This is a genomic window from Microbacterium sp. ISL-103, from assembly GCF_018613995.1.
Classification (GTDB): Bacteria; Actinomycetota; Actinomycetes; order Actinomycetales; family Microbacteriaceae; genus Microbacterium.
The window spans coordinates 1-3,208 of sequence record NZ_JAGGPD010000153.1; the positions used below are offsets into that span (position 1 = coordinate 1).

3 protein-coding genes are annotated in these 3,208 nt (G+C 68.9%); all 3 read left to right on the top strand.

Annotation, left to right across the window (positions count from 1 at the left end; translation table 11 throughout):
• The first annotated feature begins 142 nt into the window (after positions 1-142).
• From J7E68_RS06560 to J7E68_RS06570, 3 genes are read left to right on the top strand one after another with little or no spacing between them, the layout of a single operon-like run.
• Entirely contained in the window at positions 143-610 is a 468-nt protein-coding gene (locus J7E68_RS06560) for an FMN-binding protein (protein ID WP_215170996.1), read from the top strand.
• 18 nt (positions 611-628) lie between these two features.
• Positions 629-1,486: an FAD:protein FMN transferase gene (locus J7E68_RS06565; RefSeq protein ID WP_215170998.1), complete on the top strand. Its 858-nt coding sequence runs from the start codon at positions 629-631 to the stop codon at positions 1,484-1,486.
• Between the two features lie 26 nt (positions 1,487-1,512).
• Positions 1,513-3,087: an FAD-dependent oxidoreductase gene (locus J7E68_RS06570; RefSeq protein WP_215171000.1), complete on the top strand. Its 1,575-nt coding sequence runs from the start codon at positions 1,513-1,515 to the stop codon at positions 3,085-3,087.
• The last annotated feature ends 121 nt before the right edge of the window (positions 3,088-3,208 follow it).

A 3,208-nucleotide genomic window follows, 5' to 3' on the forward strand; every position in this document is an offset into this window, starting at 1 on the left:
ATCCGCGAGGTCTTCGAAGACGGGTCGGTCACGAGCATGTTCGGCGGCGACGCTTAAGTAACCCATATATCGGGCACAGCCCGCGCATAGATGCTGTCCCTACGGTCGAATCAACATATCGATCAAGGCCGGGAGGACCATCATGATCCGCACGACTGTACCGACTTCTGTTCGCAAGGGCGCAGCCCTGGCCGGCGTCGCAGGACTCCTCGTCCTCGCCGGATGCTCCGGAACCGCTGACGCCGAAGACCAGTCGACCGACACCGGAACCGACTCGAGCACCGAGTCGACCGACTCGGGCGCATCGGCCGGCGACTACGCCGACGGCACCTACAGCGCCGACGGTTCGTACCAGACCCCCGAGACGGTCGAGTCGATCAGCGTGACCCTCACCGTCGCCGACGGCCTCGTGACCGAGGTCGAGGTGACCGGCGACCCGAAGGCGCGCGAGACCGAGCAGTACCAGGGCCAGTTCATCGACGGCATCTCCGACGAGGTCGTGGGCAAGTCCCTCGACGAGATCGAGGTCAGCCGTGTGGCGGGCTCGTCGCTCACCAGCGGCGGATTCAACGAGGCCGTCGAGTCGATCAAGGAGCAGGCGGCCGCCTGAGGCGCCTGAGAGCACTCCATGGCGACCTGGCGTTTCGACGCGATCGGCACGTCCTGGGAGATCGAGACATCGCACGAGCTCGACGTCGACCGTCGCGCACGCGTCGGCGTCGAGATCGAGCGGTTCGATCGCGAATGGTCACGGTTCCGCTCGGACTCCGATGTCACCCGGGTCGGCCTCGACGGCGGCTCCATCTCGTCTGCGGATGCCGGGCCGATGCTGGATGCGTACCGGGATGCGTCGAGAGCGACCGGGGGAGCGGTCAATCCGCTCGTCGCCGACAGCCTCGTGGCCCTCGGTTACGACGCGTCATACTCTCTCGTGGCCCATGACCCGGTGGCGGCTCCCCCCGACTGGACCGACCGACTGCGGTGGACGCAGCGAGAGGTCGAGGCATCCGCTCCTGCACTCCTCGACGTCGGCGCGCTCGGCAAGGGGCGACTGGTCGACATCGTCACGGATGCACTGGCCGACGTGCCCGGCGATCTCGTGGTCGATGCCGCCGGCGACATGCGGGTGCGCGGAGAGCCGGTGCGGAGCGGGCTCGAGCATCCGTATGACCCGGCGAAGGCCATCGGCGTCATCGAGCTGCAGGACGCAGCCCTCTGCGCCTCGGCGGTCAACCGTCGGGCATGGGGCGAGGGGCTGCATCACGTCCTCGACGCTCGCACGGGTGTGCCCGTGCGCACCTGGGCCGCGACCTGGGCGATCGCTGCCGATGCGATGAGGGCGGATGCCGTCGCCACCGCGCTGTTCTTCGACGGAGGCCCCGAACTCGCAGCCTCCTGGGGCGTCGAATGGGTGCGGATGACGACAGACGGACGCGCGGAACGTTCACCCGGCTGCCCCGCGCAGTTGTTCACGACCCGCCCCTGAGGCGACGAGTAGGGAAGAGTAGACCCGTGATCACCTCCATCACCGCCCTGCGGCAGCGCGTCCTCGCGCTGCTCGGCGGCATCTCGATGTACCGCCTGGTGCTCTTCGCGCTGCTGACGTTGGCGTTCAGCGCCGTCGTGCTGTCGGCGGTCGGGGTGATCGTCTCGCCGACCCCCCTCGAGATCCTCGTGTCCTTCCTCGTTCTGGCGGTCGTGATCTCGCTGGTCGATGCGGCGGCCCAGCGCATCCTGCGGCTGCCCTGGCGCATCGAGTCGTCACTCGTGACCGCCCTGATCCTGCTCTTCGTGCTGCGTCCGGGCGTCGAGCCGACCGCCCTGCTCGGTCTCGCCATCGCGGGAGCGCTCGCGAGCCTGTCGAAGTACCTGATCGCCTGGCGCGGACGCCACATCGTGAACCCGGCGGCATTCGGTGCCGCAGTGGTGTCGATCCTCGGGTCCTTCGGCGCCTTGGAATGGCTGGGCACGTCGTCGTCGTGGTGGGTCGGCACCCCCTCGCTCTTCCTGCCCGTCGCGATCCTGGGGCTCGCGGTGCTGTGGCGCACCGAGAAGGTGCGCATCGTCGTGACGTTCCTCGTCATCGCGATCGCCGTCTCGGTGCTTCGTCAGGTGGTGCAGGCGCAGGAGTTCTCGATCGACTTCGAGCTCGGGCAGGCGCTGTCGTTCGCCGTGCTGCAGTCGCCCTTCCTGTTCCTCGGCGCTTTCATGCTGTCGGAGCCGCTGACGCTGCCACCGCGCCGGTGGCAGCAGTTCTCGGTGGCGGCTCTCGTGGGCGTGCTAGCCGGCTGGCCGATCGAGGTCGCCGGGCTCTTCACGCTGGGCCAGGAGCGCGCGCTGCTCATCGGCAACCTGCTCGCCTTCGCCTTCGCGCTGCGCGGATCGGTGCGTCTCGTGCTCGAGAAGCGCCGGTTCGTCACGCCCACCGCGCAGGAGCTGACTTTCCGGGCCAAGGGGAAGCTGAAGTTCCTCCCCGGTCAGTACCTCGAGCTCGACGTTCCGCATCACCGTCCGGACGCGCGGGGCACGCGGCGGGAGTTCAGCATCGTCTCGGCGCCCGCCGACCTGCCGACTCTGCGCATCGCGTACAAGGACGGCGATCAGAAGCATCCGTCCAGCTACAAACGGGCGCTCGCCTCGGCGGAGCCGGGGTCCGCTCTCGCGGTGACCGGCACCTGGGGAGATTTCCTGCTGCCGCGCTCGGATGCCCCGGTGCTCATGGTGGCCGCCGGCATCGGTGTCACTCCGTTCGTGTCGCAGCTGCGCCAGCTGCAGCTCTCCGGCGAGCAGCGCGACGTCGTGCTGGTCTACGTCGCCTCAGAGAGCGCGGAGCTGGCATTCCGAGATGAGCTTGCCGCGACCGGCGCACGGGTGATCGCGTTCACGCGTGATGAGCCGGCCGACCTGCCCGCGCACTGGACATGGGCTCAGGGGGCGCGGCTGGATGCCACCGAGCTGGAGCGTCATGTTCCTGATCTCGGTTCGCGTCACTCGTTCATCTCGGGGCCCCCTCGCCTGATCGCCGACCTCGCCCCGGCGCTGCAGAAGGCTCGATCGCTCACGACCGACGCCTTCGCCGGGTACTGAGTCGGGGCTGCCCCTCGCGGCATCCGCGTCCTGCCGGGCGCCCGTCTGCAGGACCGAAGCACGTTCTGCGGGGGAGCTCCGGTGCTCTCGTCCCGCAATCGTGCCTCGGTCCTGCAGACGG

Coding starts and splice junctions, on each gene's coding strand:
- J7E68_RS06560 (WP_215170996.1), top strand. CDS start 143: ATGATCCGCACGACTGTACCGACTTCTGTTCGCAAGGGCGCAGCCCTG.
- J7E68_RS06565 (WP_215170998.1), top strand. CDS start 629: ATGGCGACCTGGCGTTTCGACGCGATCGGCACGTCCTGGGAGATCGAG.